The sequence below is a fragment of the Mailhella sp. genome (assembly GCF_057866825.1).
On the sequence record NZ_DBMAHT010000007.1, the window covers coordinates 19,472 to 37,447 of the forward strand.

The 17,976-nt window shown below is 63.7% G+C and carries 14 protein-coding genes; 4 read left to right on the plus strand and 10 right to left on the minus strand.

Annotated elements, in window-relative coordinates:
• Nucleotides 1-227: 227 nt before the first annotated feature.
• From glgP to ACZM96_RS02015, 4 genes are all read right to left on the minus strand, one after another.
• Nucleotides 228-4,508 carry an alpha-glucan family phosphorylase gene (gene glgP / locus ACZM96_RS02000; RefSeq protein ID WP_489486980.1) on the minus strand — a complete coding sequence of 1,427 codons (4,281 nt, stop codon included), beginning with the start codon at nucleotides 4,506-4,508 and terminating at the stop codon, nucleotides 228-230.
• 93 nt (nucleotides 4,509-4,601) lie between these two features.
• A complete protein-coding gene (locus ACZM96_RS02005; RefSeq protein WP_489486981.1) occupies nucleotides 4,602-5,795 on the minus strand; it encodes a glycoside hydrolase family 57 protein in 1,194 nt (397 codons plus the stop codon).
• Between the two features lie 3 nt (nucleotides 5,796-5,798).
• A complete protein-coding gene (locus ACZM96_RS02010) occupies nucleotides 5,799-7,127 on the minus strand; it encodes a glycosyltransferase family 4 protein (protein ID WP_489486982.1) in 1,329 nt (442 codons plus the stop codon).
• A gap of 39 nt (nucleotides 7,128-7,166) precedes the next feature.
• Nucleotides 7,167-9,266, minus strand: a complete 2,100-nt coding sequence (locus ACZM96_RS02015) for an amylo-alpha-1,6-glucosidase (RefSeq protein WP_489486983.1) — start codon at nucleotides 9,264-9,266, stop codon at nucleotides 7,167-7,169.
• A 243-nt stretch (nucleotides 9,267-9,509) separates the two neighbouring features.
• Here ACZM96_RS02015 and ACZM96_RS02020 point away from each other — a divergent pair, with 243 nt between their 5' ends.
• Together ACZM96_RS02020 and ACZM96_RS02025 are read left to right on the plus strand one after the other, a co-directional pair.
• On the plus strand, nucleotides 9,510-10,505 hold the full coding sequence (locus ACZM96_RS02020; RefSeq protein WP_489486997.1) for a glucokinase: 996 nt from the start codon (nucleotides 9,510-9,512) through the stop codon (nucleotides 10,503-10,505).
• A 195-nt stretch (nucleotides 10,506-10,700) separates the two neighbouring features.
• Nucleotides 10,701-11,195 carry a CinA family protein gene (locus ACZM96_RS02025; RefSeq protein ID WP_489486984.1) on the plus strand — a complete coding sequence of 165 codons (495 nt, stop codon included), beginning with the start codon at nucleotides 10,701-10,703 and terminating at the stop codon, nucleotides 11,193-11,195.
• A 184-nt stretch (nucleotides 11,196-11,379) separates the two neighbouring features.
• Here the strand turns inward: ACZM96_RS02025 and ACZM96_RS02030 are convergent, their stop codons facing one another.
• The 5 genes from ACZM96_RS02030 to ACZM96_RS02050 form a co-directional block, all read right to left on the minus strand.
• On the minus strand, nucleotides 11,380-12,489 hold the full coding sequence (locus ACZM96_RS02030; RefSeq protein WP_489486985.1) for an AI-2E family transporter: 1,110 nt from the start codon (nucleotides 12,487-12,489) through the stop codon (nucleotides 11,380-11,382).
• A 26-nt stretch (nucleotides 12,490-12,515) separates the two neighbouring features.
• On the minus strand, nucleotides 12,516-14,072 hold the full coding sequence (locus ACZM96_RS02035; RefSeq protein WP_489486986.1) for an NFACT RNA binding domain-containing protein: 1,557 nt from the start codon (nucleotides 14,070-14,072) through the stop codon (nucleotides 12,516-12,518).
• Between the two features lie 14 nt (nucleotides 14,073-14,086).
• Entirely contained in the window at nucleotides 14,087-14,449 is a 363-nt protein-coding gene (dksA, locus tag ACZM96_RS02040) for an RNA polymerase-binding protein DksA (RefSeq protein WP_294445564.1), read from the minus strand.
• 82 nt (nucleotides 14,450-14,531) lie between these two features.
• Nucleotides 14,532-15,209: an HAD family hydrolase gene (locus tag ACZM96_RS02045; RefSeq protein WP_489486988.1), complete on the minus strand. Its 678-nt coding sequence runs from the start codon at nucleotides 15,207-15,209 to the stop codon at nucleotides 14,532-14,534.
• Between the two features lie 6 nt (nucleotides 15,210-15,215).
• Complete coding sequence (locus ACZM96_RS02050; RefSeq protein ID WP_489486989.1) at nucleotides 15,216-15,980, minus strand: hypothetical protein; 765 nt, start codon at nucleotides 15,978-15,980, stop codon at nucleotides 15,216-15,218.
• A 163-nt stretch (nucleotides 15,981-16,143) separates the two neighbouring features.
• On the opposite strand from ACZM96_RS02050, the gene ACZM96_RS02055 reads away from it, so the two are divergent.
• Nucleotides 16,144-16,350, plus strand: a complete 207-nt coding sequence (locus ACZM96_RS02055) for a twin-arginine translocase TatA/TatE family subunit (RefSeq protein ID WP_489486990.1) — start codon at nucleotides 16,144-16,146, stop codon at nucleotides 16,348-16,350.
• A gap of 19 nt (nucleotides 16,351-16,369) precedes the next feature.
• Entirely contained in the window at nucleotides 16,370-16,798 is a 429-nt protein-coding gene (locus ACZM96_RS02060; RefSeq protein ID WP_489486991.1) for an ACT domain-containing protein, read from the plus strand.
• Between the two features lie 463 nt (nucleotides 16,799-17,261).
• Here ACZM96_RS02060 and ACZM96_RS02065 read toward each other — a convergent pair.
• Nucleotides 17,262-17,976: epoxyqueuosine reductase QueH (locus ACZM96_RS02065; RefSeq protein ID WP_489486992.1), on the minus strand; the 715-nt coding region annotated here is incomplete at its 5' end.

The following is a 17,976-nucleotide window of genomic DNA, read 5'->3' on the forward strand; positions in this document are numbered from 1 at the left end:
GAGGGCCTGGCGGCGGAAAACGAATCGCGCCTGAACGGGAAATGTCGGGCGAGTCATCCGCCTGCCTGCCCGGCAGAAGAGAGCTGCGGCGGGGTACGGGGCCCTGCGTTTTCCGGTCTGCGGCAAACGTGATTCAATCCTGTACCACGGGCGGCCGGATACAGAAACGCCCGGAACCGCGTTGGCGATTCCGGGCGTTGCAGGTGTTTCGGATCAGGCGTCAGGCGCTACGCCCAGTGGACGAGGCCGGCGAGCATGACGTTGTCCAGCGGATCCACGAAGGGCACCACGCGCACGCCGTAGGCGTGCAGACCGTTGCTCTTCGCTTCGCAGGCGGCTTCATACACGAGATTGCCGTCTTCTTCTCCGGTGAGGGAGAGGTTCACGATCTGCGGCTCCTCGGTGAAGTTCATGCCGTCGGTCACGCCGAAGACGAACTGGGCGAGCAGTTCTTCCTTCTTCATGTCGCCGGGGTCCAGGGTGAGCTTCACGGTGAAGGGCTTGCCGCAGTACACGGTGTCGCCGTCGAGGCCGTCGAGTTCGATGGACTGAATGGCCGTGGTGTTGAAGCGGCCGGGAATGCTCTGCAGCCACGCGGCGACGGAGCGGGCCTTGGCCTGACGGTCGGCGTCCATGGCCACGCCGCGGCGGGCGGCGGGCAGATAGATCTTTTCCATGTAGTCGCGCACCATGCGGCGGCAGCCGTACATGGCGGTCAGGCTCTGCAGGGAGTTCTTGGACACGGCAATCCAGCCGTGGGGCAGGGCGTCGGAATCGCGCTGGAAGAACAGCGGCACGACGTCGTTTTCCAGAATCTGATACAGGCTTTCGGCGTCGTCGTAGTCGTTCTGTTCGGCGGAGAGGGTGGCATAGGTGGCCTTGGGACCGATGGTCCAGCCGTTTTTGCCGTTGTCGCCTTCGACCCACCAGCCGTCGGAGATGCTGAGGTTGATGCCGCCGTTGACCGGCACCTTTTCGCCGCTGGTGCCGCTGGCTTCATGCGGACGGCGGGGCGTGTTGAGCCACACGTCGCAGCCGCGGGAGAGCAGGCGGGAGACTTCGAGGTTGTAGTTTTCCAGGAAGAAGATCTTGCCGTAGAAGCGCGGATCGCGCGACCAGCGCACCACTTCCTCGATGAGCTCGATGCCCTTGCTGTCAGCAGGATGCGCCTTGCCGGCCATGACCAGCACGGTGGGACGTTCGGGATCGTTGAGCAGACGGGCCAGACGGTCGGGATCGGCAAAGAGCATGGTGGCGCGCTTGTAGGGCGCGAAGCGGCGGGCGAAGCCGATGATGAGCGTGTTCTGCGTGAGGGCGGAAAGCCACTTCGTGCGCTCTTCTCCGGAAATGTCGGAGTAGGCGGCGCAGTGCGGCAGGCGTTCGCGCAAAGCGTCGATGAGGGCCTGCTTCTGGGCGCGGCGGGCGGCCCAGTATTCGTCGTCCGGGATGGACTGCACCTTTTTCCACGCAGGGTCTTCAGGCTTCATGTCCAGCCAGTCGGGGCCGAGGTAGTGGTTCAGCAGCAGGCGGAAGGCGGGGCCCACGTAGGAGGCGGTGTGCACGCCGTTGGTCACGTGACCGATGGGCAGTTCCGCTTCGGTGAAGCCCTTCCAGATGTTGCGCCACATGCGGCGGGAAACCATGCCGTGCATGGCGCTCACGCCGTTGGCCTGAGAGGACATGCGCAGGGCGAGCACGGTCATGTCGAAGTTGTTGGGATCGCCGCCGTCCTGGCGTCCGAGGTTCAGGAAGTCGGCCCATTCGAGGCCGAGCATTTCCGCGTAGGGCTGGAAGTAGCGGGCCATGAGATCCACGGAGAAGCGTTCGTTGCCGGCGTCCACGGGGGTGTGGGTGGTGAACACGCAGGAGCTGCGCACGAGAATCTTGGCTTCGTCGAGGGTGAGATCGTCGCCCTTCATGTGCTGACGCAGGCGCTCCAGCACGAGGAAGGCTGAATGACCTTCGTTCATGTGCCACACGGAAGGCGTGATGCCGAGGGCGGCCAGCATGCGCACGCCGCCGATGCCGAGCAGAATTTCCTGACGCATGCGCACGTCGCGGTCGGCCTCGTAGAGGCGGGCGGTGACGCGGCGGTCGTCGTCGTTGTTCTGGGGCACGTTGGTGTCCATGAGGTACAGGGAGATGAGGCCGACCTGCAGCTTCCAGATGCGGGCGTACAGGGTGCGGGAACCGAGCGGCAGGGAGATCATGAGCGGTTCGCCCTTGTCGTCGAGCATGGCTTCGAGGGGCAGGCTGCCGGGCTGATTCTCGGGATACTGCGGGTTCTGATGGCCGTTCTTGTCCACGGTCTGCTGGAAGTAGCCGTTGAGGTAGAACAGGCCCACGCCCACGAGGGGCAGACGTTCGTCGCTCGAGGACTTGAGATGGTCGCCGGAGAGCACGCCGAGACCGCCGGAATAGAGCTGGAGGCTTTCATGCAGGCCGTATTCGGTGGAGAAGTAGGCCACGGGGCGGTCGGAGGAAATGACGGGCGTGCCGTCTTCCATGGTTTCGGAAACGACGGGCTGAGCCATGTAGGCGTCGAACTTTTCGGCGAGCTTGTTCAGGCGGCTCACGAAGGTCATGTCGGCGGCGAGGTCGCGCAGACGTTCGGGCGGCGTGTTTTCCACCATGTAGATGGGGTTGTGGTCGCATTCCTCCCACAGTTCGGGCGACATGCCGCGGAACAGCGCCAGCGCTTCGGGCTGCCAGCTCCACCAGACGTTGCAGGCGATGTCGTGCAGGCGGCTGAGTTGTTCGGGCAGTTCCGACACGGCGTTCAGCGTGCGCAGGAAGGGAATGGAAGAAGGACGCATGGCGAGTTCCTTGGAGAACGTGGAAGACTGAGTGTGATTGGAGGCGTGGCGGCGGAAGTGCGCCTTTTCGTTGGCCATGGAGTAGGCGCTCATGTAGAGCTTGAAGAACTCGCTCCAGTCGGCGTGGGCGGCGGCGGCGCGCACGGTGCGGCGGCGCTGGTCGAGTTCTTCGTCGGAGCAGGTGGCGTAGTGGACGATGACCTCGGCGAGGGCGTCCACGGTTTTGGCGTAGTCGTTGTTGCGGCGCGCGATGACGCCGATGCCCGGCTGCGTGCCGATCTTGTTTTCCATCTGGCGGATCCAGAGGCCGAAGCCGGAAAGATCGGTGGTGACGGTGGGCACGCTGTAGGCGGCGCTTTCGTGGGGCGTGTAGCCCCAGGGCTCGTACCAGGACGGGAACACGCCGAGATCGCAGCCGGAGAGCACGTCGAAGTAGGGCATGTTGAGGAAGCCGTCGTGGCCGTCGAGCAGGGCGGGCACGAACACGACCTGCACGTTGTCGTCGGCGGTGTTGTTCAGGCCGAGGCGGCGGCAGGCGGTGAGAATGGGATCGTTGGGCGCGTCATAGACCTGATGGCTCGTGAGGAAGCCCGCGCCGGGCAGGGAAGGATCGGCCACGGCGGCGGGATCGCCGCTGACGGCGTTTTCGTCCACGCCGGTGTGACCGCCCATCATGAGCATGAGGGCGAGCACCTTGCTGGAGGTGGTCTGCATGGACTGCTTGGCCTTGGCGAGCGCGTCGAGGAAGAGATCCACGCCCTTGTTGTGGTACTCGTAGCGGCCGGAGATCACCAGAATGCGGGTGTCGGGCGTGATTTTTCTGCGCAGCAGGCGGCTCACGGGTTCGAGCAGACGGGCGCGGTTGGCGAGGGCGGCGTCGCGGTCGGCGCTGTAATCGCGGATGGCGGAAAGGTCGAGGCCGTTGTCGGTAATGACGTCGGGCGTGCGGCCGAGGAATACGCGGGCCTCCTCGGCGGTGATGCCGCTCACGGTGGTGAACACGTCGGCTTCGCGGGCGCTCACGGTTTCCATGGAGCACTTGGCGGTCACGTTGTAGCGGTAGGCTTCCTGCGAGGGGGAGATTTCCGACATGCGGGCGTAGATGTCCACGCCGCTGCCGGCCATGGCGCGGCCGAGCACGGTGGCGTGGGTGGTGAACACCGTGCCCATGGAGGGGGCGAGCTGCTTGAGCGCGAGAATGCCCGCGCCGCACATCCATTCATGGAAGTGGGCTATGCCGTGGCTCTTGTTGCGGTTGGAGAGCACCTGATGAATGGTGGCGATGACTTCGCCGCAGGTATAGCTGAACAGCACGGGCTCGACATAGTCCCAGCCGCCGGACAGAGAATCGACGCCGAAACGCTCCCAGAGCTGGCGCAGAATCTGATTGGAGTCGTGCCGGCCGTTGAAATCGACAAGGATGACGCGCGGACGGCCGGGGATTTCCCAGCGGCCGAAGCGGCAGTGCAGATCCTTGTCCTTGAGGGGATAGCGCAGAGCGTCCCAGAAAGGCTCGTCCGTCTCGGTGAACTCGGTGTTGTGCTTGGTGTCGGGGCCCAGGAGGATGTATTCACCATCAAAGGCGCACATGGCCTGCTGCGCCTTGCTGGCGACGACCTCATAGATGCCGCCGACCTTGTTGCACACTTCCCAGCTGACCTCGAAAAGATGAGTGCGTGAAGGTTGATTCATGAAATCTCCATTAAAATGAATTCTGACAGGAAGACCCTCGCTTTCCCGAAAAACGGGAAAAAAGCGGGGTCTTTCTGTCAGTTTCTTGTCATGTTACTGGTTGGCCTTCGCAAAGAGGCGAATGCGGAAGTCTGCCAGAATGTTCATAAAGTTGGTGTAGGCCTCCATGGCGGAGCGGTAGGGGGAGAAGTACTTGTGAACGTCGCCGTCGGAGGAGCGGGGCGTGCCCATGTAGTAAAGGTGATCGGAACTCTGCAATCTTCTCCAGGCTTCGTCAAGTTCCGGATCGTTGACGTACTTCACGAGGCCGAGGCATTCGTACAGGGCGCGGAAGGCGTCCTTCTGCATGTCGTTGCCGAGCCAGGCGGAGAGGTCGCGTTCGGCGTCGGCCCAGGAGATGTGGTTCGGCACGTCGAGCTCCGCGCGGACGGGGTAGCGGTCCGCCGCTTCGGACACGGTGAGGAAGTCGAATTCGGGATCGCGCAGCACGGCGTCGGGCAGGGCGCGCATGAACTCGAATATGCCGGTGTCGGCCCACTGATGTTCGCCGAAGGTTTCGTAGTCCATGAACAGGTTGACGACGTCGCCGTTGCCCTTGATCCGGTGCAGCCACTCGGCAAAGGTGTCGGCCATGAGCGGGTAGGCGGGCCAGTCGCGGTTGGAGAAGCGGAAGGCGATGTCGTCGGACAGGGAATAGTTTCTGAGCAGCAGCTTCATGTCCGGGCAGCTTGCGGGCTGATAGACGAAGTTCGGGCTGCGCCAGCCGAGCACGCGATCGACGCCCTCGGCGAGAATGACGGAATAGCCCATGTCGCGGGCGATGCGGGCCACGTCGTTGCTGTACACGAGTTCGGTGTTGCGGAACGCGCGCGGGCTCTGCCCGAAGAGTTCCTGCATTTTTTCCCGGTGCCGGCTTATCTGCGAGCGGAATTCGTCTTCGGAGAAGAGGCAGGCGAGGCTGTGATTGTCGGTTTCGTCGAGAAATTCGACGCAGCCGGTGCGGGCGAGCGCGCGGAAGCTGTCGAGCACTTCGGGCGCGTATTCCATGAACTGGTCGAGCACTATGCCGGTGAGGGAGAAGGACACGCGGAACCGGCCCTGATGACGCTCGATGAGTTCAAGCAGCAGGGAGTTCATGGGCAGATAGCATTTTTCGGCCACCTTGCGCATGACGTCGCGGTTCTGCCGCGCGTCTTCATAGTCGTTTTTGGCGCCGATGTCGAAAAAGCTGTAGGGGCGGAGACGGTAGGGCTGATGAACTTCAAAGTAAAAGCATACGGAAGGCATGGCTTAACTCCGGGCATTGGGGCAGACATGAGCGTAGGCGTCGAGGATGCCGTCGGCGGCGCGTTCCCAGGTGAGGCTCTGCAGTGCTTCCTGACAGCGGCGCAGGCTTTCCGCGGCCATGTCGGGATGGTTCAGCACGTCGAGGATTCTGTCGGCCATCTGGCGCACGTCCCAGAAGTCCACGGTGAGGGCTCCGGGCAGCACTTCGGCGCAGCCGGACTGCTTGGAAAGCAGAATGGGCGCGCCGCACTGCAGCGCTTCGAGCGGGGCGATGCCGAAGGGTTCGGACACGCTGGGCATGACGTACAGGCTGGCCAGCGAGTACATGTGCTGCACGTCCTTGCCGCGCATGAAGCCGGGGAAGTGGAAGCGGCTGCCCATGCGAAGTTCGGCCACGCGCCGTATCATGCGCGGAAGCAGATCGCCGTTGCCGGCCATGATGAAGCGCACGTCGGGCATTTCGTTGAGCACCAGACGGGCGGCTTCCACGAAGTATTCCGGGCCCTTCTGGAAGGTGACGCGCCCCATGAACAGCACGCGCTTCTCGTTGCGCACAAGTTCCGGCACGCTGAACGTGGGGATTTTTTCGTGCAGGAACGCGCCGTTGTACACCACGGAAACTTTTTCCGGGGGCACGCCGTAGCGTTCCACGGCCACCTGCTTGGTGCGTTCGCTCACCGCAATGACGTGGTCGGCGGCATGGAGGCCGTCGCGCTCGATGTTGTAGATCTTGTCATAGCCGTGATCGCCGCAGCGGTCAAATTCCGTGGCGTGCAGGTGGGCGACGAAGGGCAGGCCGCTCAGACGGCTGGCGGTCATGGCGGCGGGATAGGTCATCCAGTCGTGGGCGTGGATGACGTCCGCCTTCTTTTTCATGTGCTCTTCCAGCACCACGGCGGAGGCGGCGGTGGTGAAGCGATACACTTCATCCATGAGATCGTCGTGGTAGCCGCCGCGGAAGTGGCTTATTTCCTCGACATACTGTTCGTTTTCATTGAATACGTCGGGGTCGATGCCGAGCTGACCGAAGTCGCAGTTGCCGTAGGGATTGAGGTTCGCGCTTATCGGACGCATGAAAAGGTGGGAGAATTCGTCGGAGCCCTGCTGCCGGCGTATTTTTTCCACGGCCTTTTTCAGCGCGCGGGAAATGGGCACGCCGGAAGCGGAGCGCAGGAACGTTCCCGAGGTCTGTTTTTCCGCCCGCATGCTGGGCAGAATGAAGGCGATGTCCACGCCCTTTTCCGTGAGCCCCTGCGTTATGCCGTAGCAGGCCGTTCCCAGTCCGCCGCTGATATGTGGCGGAAATTCCCATCCAAGCATCAGAACGCGCATATGATTATCCCCCGTTTTGTCGGGTAAGGAAAAACTGAATCAACGGAGTTCGGGACCGTTTTTCTGGAAGGCGTCCAGCCAGCGTTTCCATTCTCCCGGGTTTGACTGTCTGACGAGCAGCAGCAGCCGGAGCGCTTCCGCCGAGCTCCAGGCCTGCGCTATGCAGCCTCCCGGCGCGTGGGGCTCCTGCCCGTCGAAAATTTCGGAAATGCTTCCCAGACCGGCCTGCCCGAGGTGGACGCTGAAGAGCGGCGTGAGCGTGTCGAGCGCCTCGCGCACGGCCTTGCCCGAACGGGCCGTCTTCACCACGGCGTCCATGTACGCGCCGGCCGGCCAGGGCCAGACCGTGCCCTGATGATAGGCTCTGTCGCGCGCGTTCTGCGGGCCCTGACACACGGGGCGGTAGGCCGGATCGGATGGCGCCAGCGTGCGCAGGCCGAAGGGGGTGAGCAGGTTGTCGCGCACGCATCTGACCACGGAGGTCTGCACTTTCTGCGGCAGCGGCGAAAAAGGCACGGCCACGGCGAAAATCTGATTGGGGCGGATGCTGCGTCCCGGCCCCTTCACCGGATGCCAGGTGTCGTAGAGGCCGCCGCCCATGAGCGCGGCGTCTTCGTCGGAAGGCCGGAACACGCGGTTGAAGGCCTTTTTGAGGCGCGGCAGAAGCGCGGTTTCCGCAGGCGGCGTTTCGCCGAATTCGGCGGCGAGCTCCGCGGCAAAGGAGAGCGCGTCGAACCACAGGGCGTTGAGCTCCACGGCGCAGCCGTCGCGCGGAGTGACGGGCTCGCCGTTTATGGAGGCGTCCATCCAGGTGAGCTGCGTCTTTTCGTTGCCGGTGTGCAGCAGACCTTCCTCATCGGCGTACACGAGCATGTCGCCGTTCTCGTCGGGCATGGTGCCGGCGGCGAAGTGGCGGATGATGTTTTTCATCACGGGCCAGCACACGCGCTTGATGAAGGGCTTTTCCCTGGGGCAGGCCAGGGCGAGGCGATGCACGGCGAGCATGTACCAGAGGGAGGCGTCGGCGGAGTTGAAGGCCGCCTCGCCGTTGCCCGCGCCGATGAGGTTGGGCACGAGGCCGTTTTTCACCGTGCCCTTGATCTGACGGAGCACGGCCTTGCCTTCCTTGAGCCTGCCGGATTCAAAGGTGAGGCCGGGCAGGGCGATGAGGGTGTCGCGTCCCCACGGGCCGAACCAGTGATAGCCTGCGGGAACCACGGGTTCGCCGCCTGCGCTGATGAGAAAACGGTCGTTTTCGCGGCGCAGATGTTCGAGAATCGCCTCCTTGAACACGGGCTTCGGCGCGGTGGCGGCGTGGCGTTCCCAGAGGGTTTCCGGCGCTTCGTACAGCGGCTCGACGCCAGCGCTCACCCAGATGGGGCAGTCCGCGCTCAGGCTGGTGACGAATTCGCCCGGCATGAGCAGGTCTTCTTCGTAGTCGTAGCCCCTCTCCTTTTCCACGGGATAGAGCACCTTGAAATACCAGTCCGGCGCGGCGGCGAAGGTGGAACGCTCCAGCTTCGCATGGGAAATCTGCATGAAGAGCGGCGGAATGTTCTCGTCCGGCTGGAAGGAAAAGCCGGGGTAGCTCCCGTTTTCAATGCCGAGAGCGTGGACGAAGGCCGCGCGGGAGGGCTCGGCGTGGAAAAGATGATTGATGTTGCGTCCGTTGACGAGAGGGCGCAGAGTCAGGCGCACGGAGCCGAGCTCGCGGGCGGCGGGGGTGTCGGCCAGGGCGTAGCGGATGAGCAGACGACTGGAGGCGCGGTCGAGCACGATCGAGCGCAGAAGCACGACTTCCTCTTCGCCCTCGCCGCTCAGGCGGAAGGCGAAGGTCACGCGGTCGTGGGAGCAGGAAACTTCCTTCAGATGCCGCCACCCTTCGGGATGGACGACGCCGGGATGCAGGCGGCTGGAAAGCGGGATGTCCTGCCCCTGAACGGCAACGGAATCTTCAATCGCGGACAGAAGCATGAATTTTCCCGAAGCCGTCTGCACGGCCAGGAGACCGTGATACCGGCGGGCATTGCACCCCGACGCGGTGCCGGAGGCGTAATCCCCCAGGCTGTTGGTGAGAAGCCACTCCTTGTTCAGGCCGCCGATGGGGTAAGATGCGTCTGGACGAATATGATATTCCATGGGAAGCTTTGAAACTCCTGCATTCCTGCGGGTCGCAGGGAACGGTATGATGTCCGTGCCTCGGACGAGGGGTGCCGGGATGGCAAACGATTGTGTATAAACTGGTGAAGAAAAGAGCTTACTCCTGTTTTACGGCTGGGAAAAGCCCTTTCGCCGTGAGAATGATACCCCGTTTATGCATGCATGGCAACGTTGTCGTTGCTGTGCCATCGGCATGGACGTGCAGGGAGGTTGCATATGGATATGCTTTCCGCCGATATCGGGGGAACTCAAAGTCGTTTTTTCAGGTTTTCTTGTGAAGACAGAGAGATATCTATAAAAGAAGGGATTGTGCTCTCGTCTCGTGCGTCCTCGTTTGAGGCGCTGCTTGAGGAACTTTTCTCAAAGTGGCCCGACGGCGGAAAAATTTTGAAGGAAGTGTCCGTGCTGATTTTTGCGGCGGCCGGGCCCGTGCGGGAGGGGCGCGTGGTCATGACCAACGCCTCGTTTGCGGTGGACGCGGCCGTGGCGAAGGCGCGTTTTCCCTGGGCGGAATGCCTGGTGATGAACGATTTCGAGGCGCAGGCATGGGCCTGCTGCACGCCCGTCATGGAACAGGCGGAGAGCCTGCTGCCGGGCGGGCAGGCGGGGCGGGCCTTCGGGGTGGCGGAGCTCTTGCGGGGGCGGGCTCCTGCGGCCGTGATCGGCGCGGGCACGGGGCTCGGGGCGGCGTGGCTGATTCCGGGAGAGGGGCGTCCCTTCGTGCTGCCTTCCGAGGCGGGGCACGTGCCTTTTCCCTTTGAAGGGAATAAGGAGCGGGACTTTGCGGACTTTCTGAGCGCGCGGCGCGGGGGCGTGGAGGCATCGGCGGAGCATGTGCTTTCCGGTTCGGGTCTTGCGCTGCTGCATGAGTACCTCGGGGGCGCGCCCGAGGAGCCCGCCGTGTTCACGCAGGGGCCCGGTTTCGCCTCGTCGGAGTGCTGCCGGTGGTTTGCCCGTTTTTACGGCCGGTTTTGCCGCATGGCGGCTCTGGCTCTTTTGCCTGCGTGTGTGGTGCTCACCGGCGGCGTGGCGGGAAAAACGCCGGCGCTGGTGCGTCACGAGGCGTTTGCAGGCGAATTCCTGCGGGCCCGGGGCGGTCAGAAGGCGTTTCTGGAAGGCGTGCCGGTGTGGCTGAACGCGCATCCGCAGGCGGGACTCTGGGGCGCGGCGCGGGCAGGCGCGGCCTTTGCACAGAACCGGGGCGTCGGCCATTCGTGAGAAGGAAGCGGCGTTCGTTTTGCGCGGATGAGCTCATGCTGACGCGCGGAAGAAGGCCCGAGCCTCGGCGCGGGCGGCGGGAGCGAGCCCCGGCGAAGCGGCGTTCCCGGATTGAAGATCGGCTTCTTTCATCGTACATTGTCGCCGATTTCTTGCGGTCGGGCGACCGCATTTTTTCAGCAAGGGAGAACGATCATGTTTGATGAACACGATGCGCTGGTTGAGGCGCTGGCACAGGCGCTGCGGAACAGAGGTCTGACCTGCGCCACGGCGGAATCCTGCACGGGCGGACTGGTGGGAGCTATGCTTACGGCGGTGCCCGGCTCTTCGGACTGGTACGTGGGCGGCGTGATTTCCTACGCCAACGAGGTGAAGCAGGGACTGCTCGGCGTGCGCCGGGACGATCTGGAGCGCGTGGGCGCGGTGAGCGAGCCTGTGGTGCGTTCCATGGCGCTCGGAGCCTGCGCGGCCACGGGAGCGCAGGCGGCCATGTCCACGAGCGGCGTGGCCGGGCCCGGCGGCGGGTCTGCGGAAAAGCCCGTGGGCACGGTGTGGATGGGCTGGGCTCTGAACGGCGAGAGCCGGGCCAAGGTGTTCCATTTTGCAGGCGACCGCGACGCCGTGCGCGTGCAGGCGGCAAGAGAGGCCGTGCGGGGGCTTGTCGCGTGGCTTGAGGAAACGAAGAGCTGAGGCTGGGAGCCGCGATGCCGCGCGGCGCTTCGTGCCGTGCCCTGCGCCTTGCCTCTGCGCGGGAAAATGCCGCGGAAGCGTTGCTTCCAGGTGTGCTTTGCCTGCGGGAAACGTTCGGAAGGGACGATCGCGGGACGCAAAATCAGACTTTTTGCACGCCTGAAGACGGGGGGCTGTCCTTTCGTCAGTCGCGGGAGGCGGTGTTTTTTTCGTCGTCGTTTTGCGCCGCCATGTTCGGGAAGAAGCTCTCTTCGCACTCTTCCGTGAAGATCTGCCACACGGTCACGAAGAACACGGCCAGCATGGGGCCGGACACAAAGCCGTCCATGCCGAACATGATGAAGCCGCCGAGGGTGGAGAGCAGCACGAGAAAGTCGGGAAGCTTGGTGTCGCGCCCCACGAGCACGGGGCGGAGAATGTTGTCCGCAAGACCGATGACGCAGGCGCCGTAGGCCATGAGCAGCGCGCCCTGCCAGTACTGACCGGTGGCGATGAGGTACAGCGCCGTGGGCAGCCAGATGAGGGCCGAGCCCACCACCGGAATGAGGGACAGCACGGTCATGACCACGCCCCAGAACACGGCGGCGCGGATGTCGAGAATCCAGAAGATGAGGCCGCCGAGCGCGCCCTGCGCCATGGCCACGAGAAGACTGCCCTTCACCGTGGCGCGCATGACGCCGGCAAACTTGTGGAACAGCCGCTCTTCCCGGTGATCGCCGAAGGGCAGGGCGCGGATCATCACGGCGCGGATGCGGCCGCCGTCGCGCACGAGGAAGAAGGAAATGTACAGCACCAGCGCAAGATTGGTGACGAGATGCGCCGCGCCGCCGCCGATGGCCACGGTGTTCCTGGCGATGAGGCTGCCCAGGGAAAGGGCGGTCTTGCTGAGCGTTTCCTTGATCTGTTCCGGGGTGTAGCCGTAGCTTGCGAGCCAGTTCTGCGCTTCGGGGAAATGTTCGCGCAGCCTGTCCACGGCGTCGGTGAGGGAGGTGCTGCCCGCCGATATGCGCTCGTAGAGCGAGAGCCCTTCGGAGAGGCAGGAATAGAGCAGCCACGAGAGCGGCAGAATGATGATGACGAGGCAGAAAAGAACGGTGAGAAGCGAGGAGAGGTTGGGGGAAAGGCCGAGCCTGTCCCGCAGACGGACATTGACGGGCGTGAACAGCACGGCGATGACCACGGACCAGAACAGCACGTCGAAGAAGGGCAGAAGCAGCCATCCGAACAGCACGGAGGACGCTGCGAGAAGAAGGAGAAACGCCCGCGCCTCGAAACGCTGCCTGTTGTCGTACATGAAAAGCTCCTTCGCCCGCGGGGCCGTCAGTTCTTCTCCAGCCGCTCTTCCAGATCGGGTTCGATGCGGACGCGGAACGCGCCTTCGCTGCGGTCGATGCGCACCATGCCGGGAGCGGCGTTTTTCATGGGGTGGATGTATTTTGCAAGGGAATATTGAATGGAAGCCGTTTCCGCGTCCTTCTGCCAGCTTTTGAGCGCGGCGAGCACGCCCGCCTCGTGGAGGGTGCGCTCCGGCACTTCCTGCCCGGCGTGATCGCGCCGGACGATGACGTGGGCGCTCGGGCCGTCGGCCGTGTGCAGCCAGTAGTCGTGGGCGGCGGCCAGCTTGAGCGCGAGAGCGTTGCCGCGGGTGTCGCGGCCGCGGAGCATGAGAAATCCGTCGCTGCTGCGGAAGGCCTGCACCTGCTTGGGCAGGCCCTGCGGAAGGGCGGCGTTTTTGCCTCCGGTCTTCTTTTCTCCGGCTTTCGGCGCGGCTCCCGCACCGGAAACGGAGGCGAGCATGCGCAGTCTTGCGGCTTCGGCCTCTTCCTTCTGCGCCTGCACTTCGGCGCGTCGCCGGGCCAGATGTTCGAGACCGCGTCTGCCGCGGCCCGCCTGATGAAACATGTCGGCCATGTTTTCGCGCACGGTGCGCTTCTTGTCGAGCTTGAGCGTGACCGGGCCTTCCGGGCCGTTCAGGGTGACGGCGTCGAGCTTGTCCGCGGGGCCGAAAAGGTAGAGCTGACTTTGCAGCAGAAGGGCGTCCTTCTGCCTGTCGCGCATGGCGGAAAGGCGTTTTTCCTCGTTGTCGAGCTTGGAGAGCAGCTTGCCGAGTCTTGATGCTTCGGCGGAAAAGGGGCGCGCCGCCGCCTGACGGGAGTGTTCGGCCACTTCGCCGTACACCAGCGTTTCCCCGGCCTTGGCCAGCGCGGCCACGGGGTCTTCCATCACCGTTTCCGTCCAGGTTCCGCCCATGGCCTTGAGCTGTTCCGAAGGCAGCGGCCAGGCCGAAATTTCGCAGCGGCCGCGCTCGTTTTCGTAGAGAAACACGTCGCCGCCCCCGGATTGCAGATCCATGAGCAGCGCTCCGGCGTCCAGAGGGTCGAGAAAGGCGAGCGTGCGGCGAAGGGCGGGCGTGAGCACCTGCCATTCCTTCCAGCTTTCGGGGGGCAGGGCGGAAAGGTCGCCGTCCGGCCAGGCGGGATCGTCTTCCGGCAGGGGGGCTTCCAGAGAGAGGGAGGGGCCTTCGCGCAGATCGAGGCAGAGCCAGGTCTGCACTTCGCCGGAGAGACCGAGCCAGAGCCGGCGCTCCGTCCAGCGGCAGACGGCCCGCGTGATGCGTTTGCCGGAAACATGTTTGCGCAGGCGCATGACGAAGGCCGGCGGCTGCGCGTTGACCGGTATGCGGTGGTCGGCGGAAAAGAGCAGGGGCGACTTGCGGTCGGCCTTGAGCACGAGATGTCGTTTGCCGTCCCGGCCGTCGCCGCCGTACATTGAGAACACCGTGACTCCGGGGCCCGGCGCATGAATTTTTTCCATGCGCGCCCCCATGATGCGGGGGACGAGCGCGTCGCAGAAACGGCGGAAAAGATGGGCGTCCATGATGCGGGCCCGGGTCAGCTGCCCTGAATCTTTTCGCCTTCTTCCTGACGCGCCTTGCAGGAGACGCAGAGCGTGGTCACGGGACGGGCCTTGAGTCGGGCAAGGCTGATGTCTTCGCCGCATTCTTCGCAGATGCCGTATTCGCCGTCGTCCATGCGCTTGAGGGCGTCCTGGATCTTGGTGATGAGCTTGCGCTCGCGGTCGCGGATGCGCAGAGTGAAGGAGCGATCCGACTCGGCGGTGGCGCGGTCGGAAGGATCGGCATAGGATGAATGGTTGTCCGTCATTTCTTCCAGAGTGGAATCGCCGTTGCGCTGAGCCTCGACGAGCATCTGGTTAAGAAGATTGCGGAAGTATTCCAGATCTTCAGGGGTCAAGGTTCCTCCTGGCAGGCTGTGCCGTGCCGATTGAATTTCCGTTGTGTAAACTATAACCCTTCCGTTGTAAAGCGGGAGTATGTTACAGTTTGCACGCCTGCATGGCGCTGAGCAGCGTGCCGAAATCGGAGACGCTGCGGGGGGCGAGGCCGTCTGTCTGGAAGCTTAGAAAAGGAATGGACGCCCCCTCTGCGGCCCCTTTGTCAGAGGCGCTGTCGCCGATGAAGAGTGTCTGATCGGGTTTTACATTCCACTGTTTGAGAATGCGCAGTGCGCCTTCGGGGGCCGGTTTCGGGCGGGAAACGTCGCTCGCCAGCACGATGGGATCGAAATAGCCTTCCAGACGGCAGTTGCGCAGGAGCATGTCCATGCCGTCGGTGCGGTTGGTGTTCATGGCGAGGCGCACGCCGGAGCGGCGGCAGAAGTCGAGCACGTCGTGCAGACCGGGATAGCAGCCGATGTGCGGCATGATGTCGCGCACGTAGGATATTTTTCTGGACGCGTCGCGCAAAAGCGGCTGAAGCGGCTTGGGGAAGATGGCGTCCATGGCCTGATAGACCGTGGCCGACTGCGCAAAGTCTTCCTGTTCGCGGGTGAGCTTCGGCAGGCCGAGGTATTCGCGCAGGTAGTTGTAGTAGGTGATGTTCGCTTCGCGCGAGTCGATGACCACGCCGTCGCAGTCGAAAATGACGCCGAGAGGCAGCCCGTGGAAGGCGTCGGAGAACCAGTGTGCGAGTTCGGATGCGGAGAGATGGGACATGTCGTGTCAGCGGGAGGATTCCGGCAGAAAGAGGGTGAGATTGCGTTCACGCTGATCGGCGCTCAGAGAACGCGCGAGCTTGTCGTGCGGGGCGCGGCCGCAGAGCGCGGCAAGCTGATCCACGCTTGCGCGCACGGCGCGATAGCCTGCGGGAGCGTCTGGAACGTCCGGGGCGTGCAGTTCCGAAACGGCGTCGGCCATGGCGGACGAGGCGACGACGAGTGTTGTGCCTTCCGGCATGTCGGGCGCAAAGGCCAGAGCGGCGGCAAGGGTGCATTTCCAGTCGGGCAGATCGCGCTCGTCGGGCGCTGAGGCGGCGCTTCTGCCGCGGGTTGCGCCGGAAAAGAGTCCGGCGAGGGCGCGGCGGGAATCGCTTATTTTCTGTTCGAGCGCGGCCATTTCGAGCGCCTGCTTTTCCTGAAGCCACGCCAGCAGAAGCACCTGCTGGGCGTTCTGGCGCAGAGGAGCCTGCGGCTCTTCCACGGGGAGCCCCGCCATTTCGCGCAGGGCGCGGCGTTCCGCGTCGGAAAGATCGGCCGGGGCGGGTTCCGCGCCCAGGGTCAGCACGGGCGAGCCGCTTGCGCCGTCGCGGCAGGCGCGTTCGTAGTCGGCAAGGCAGGCGGCCGCCGCGGCGGGCGGCCACGGCAGGTCGGGCGACCAGGCCGAATCGGGTTTGCCGGGCAGGCCGGGCCACAGGCTGCGGCAGCCTTCCAGAGGCGGAAGAAATTCGGCGTGAAGGCCGGGCAGTGCAAGATAAAGAGGGGTATCCATGATATTCACTCCTTTTTCTACTATAAATCGGGATGGGCGTTCAGGCAATCGGGAAAAGAGGGAGCAATCCGGTACGGAAAGGGCGTCTCATGCTTGACCTTTCCCCGGTCACTCCCGTATAGAAAATAAACGAACTTGGAGAGAAAGACCCCGGAGGTTTGCCATGTTTGGTATAGGAATGCAGGAACTTCTCATCATCCTTGTGCTCGTGCTGGTGATATTCGGCGCGAAGCGTCTGCCGGAAATCGGCGGCGGTCTCGGCCGCGCCATCCGCAACTTCCGTCAGGCCGCCTCGGAGCCCGATGAAATAGACATCACCCCCAAGAACAAGGAAAAGATCAAGACCGACGACGAAGACAAGAAGGCGTAGGTTCCTGCCGGGAATGCCCATGACGGTTGAACAGATTTCTGTGTTTGTGGAAAACAGGTCCGGTCAGCTCGGCGACGTGACCCGCGTTCTGGAAAAGGCCGGGATCAACATCCGTGCGCTGTCCCTTTCGGATACGACGGATTTCGGCGTGCTGCGCCTCATGGCCGACAATACGGAAAAGGCCAGGGACGCGCTGGCCGCAGCGGGATTTACCGTGGGCACTACGCCCGTGGTGGCCGTGGACGTGGCCGACGAGCCCGGCGGACTCGGTCGCGTGCTGAGCGTGCTTTCCGAGCACGGCATCAATGTGGAATACCTGTACGCCTACACGCAGCAGGAATCCACGCGAGCCACCATCATTTTCCGCTTCGACCGCACGGAAGAAGCCGTGAACGTGCTGGAGAGTCGCGGTTTCCGCGTGCTCGGCCCGAAAGACATTGCCGACTGAACAGATGTTTTGATTTGTCCCAGGAATGTCAGGCCCCGATCTCAGGATCGGGGCTTTTTCGTATCCGTCGCTTCAAAGGCACGGGGAAAACGGGTGTCTGCGGGAAGGACGGCGTTGCAGAAGAGCGCCTTCGTTGCGGACGACGGGCCTTTGGGGAGATCCTCATCGTAGCGGCGTTCTTGCGGCCTGTTCCCGGTTGCGGGATGCGTTCCGATGCTGCGCGGCTTTGAGCGTCGGCGGGGCGGAAAAGCGCCGGGCTTTCGTTGTCGTCCGCAGCGCATGCGGTGGAACGGCCGCGGGATGCACGCTGCCCTTGAGGCTCGCGCGTTCCGGCCGTGCCGTCGGGATTCCCCCGGCCCCTTCGTTGCGCGGACGGAAGTCTGCCGAACGTTACTCTGTTTCTTCGGTGAGGTGGACAGGCTGCATTTATCCTGAAGAGGACGGGCGGAACGTCTGTCGGAATTTACTCTGCGTTTTCGTCGTGTGCGGACGCCGTTTCGCGCTCACGGAGAGTTTCGTCGCCCGCAGCCTGCCGGGCTGCGGCCCGGGCCATGGCCTTCCGGGCTCTTTTGTTGGGGTGCGCGGCCTGCGCCTCCTTTTTCAGGCGTCGCTCTTCGGCTTCCTTGGCCAGCCTTGCCGCGCGCTGCGCCTTTTCCGCAGCCTTGTGCGCGGCTGCCGCTTTCTGTTCATCCAGCGCTTCCTTCATGCTCAGAATGCAGCCGCACCACTTCTGCCGGTAGATGCCGAGCTCCCTGGACAGGTTGATGCCGTCCCACCACCAGGGACGGAAATCCCGGTAGAGGAACGATGAACCGGCCGCGGCGGCCGCACGTTCGGCTTCTTCGGCAATGCATTCGTGGCGCTGATAGCGGGAATAGAGCAGGCTGGTGGTAAAGGCGTCGAAGCCGTGCTCGCGGGCGAGATGGGCGGTTCGCTCCATGCGCGGGCGGTAGCAGAGGCGGCAGCGTTCGCCCTGCCGCACGGTTCCTTCCAGTTTTTTGACCCAGAGGCCGGGATTGACGGGCTCTCCTTCTTCCAGAAGCGGCACGTTCATGCGTTCGGCGACGATGCGCATGGCGTCGCGTCTTTTTTTCCATTCGTCTGCGGGGTGGATGTTCGGATTGAAGAAAAAGGCCGTGGGGTCCCAGCCCTCGTCGCGCAGATGCACGATGGGCATG